Consider the following 242-nt stretch of genomic DNA (forward strand, 5'->3'; position numbering starts at 1 on the left):
ATGCGCGCCTTTGCTGCACCTTATCTAAAAGACCCGACCCATGACAGCCTTAAAGCTATGGCGACTGAGCTATTGACCAAAATGCCTTATATCAAAGATGCCACCCACGTGGGAACGACAGCAGCCGAAGCCTTTGATATCGGCGCTGGTGTGTGCCAAGACCATACCCATGTATTTTTAGGCTGCTTGAGGGATCAGCATATCCCAGCGCGTTATGTGTCAGGTTATCTATACGATGACAC

1 protein-coding gene is annotated in these 242 nt (G+C 49.6%); it reads left to right on the forward strand.

The window, feature by feature from the left end:
- Nucleotides 1–242 (forward strand): transglutaminase-like domain-containing protein (locus AAEZ03_RS28630; RefSeq protein ID WP_350583366.1); only part of this gene is annotated, 242 nt, incomplete at both ends.

Source organism: Pseudomonas sp. HY2-MNA-CIBAN-0224 (genome assembly GCF_040310285.1).
GTDB classification, from domain to species: domain Bacteria; phylum Pseudomonadota; class Gammaproteobacteria; order Pseudomonadales; family Pseudomonadaceae; genus Aquipseudomonas; species Aquipseudomonas helleri.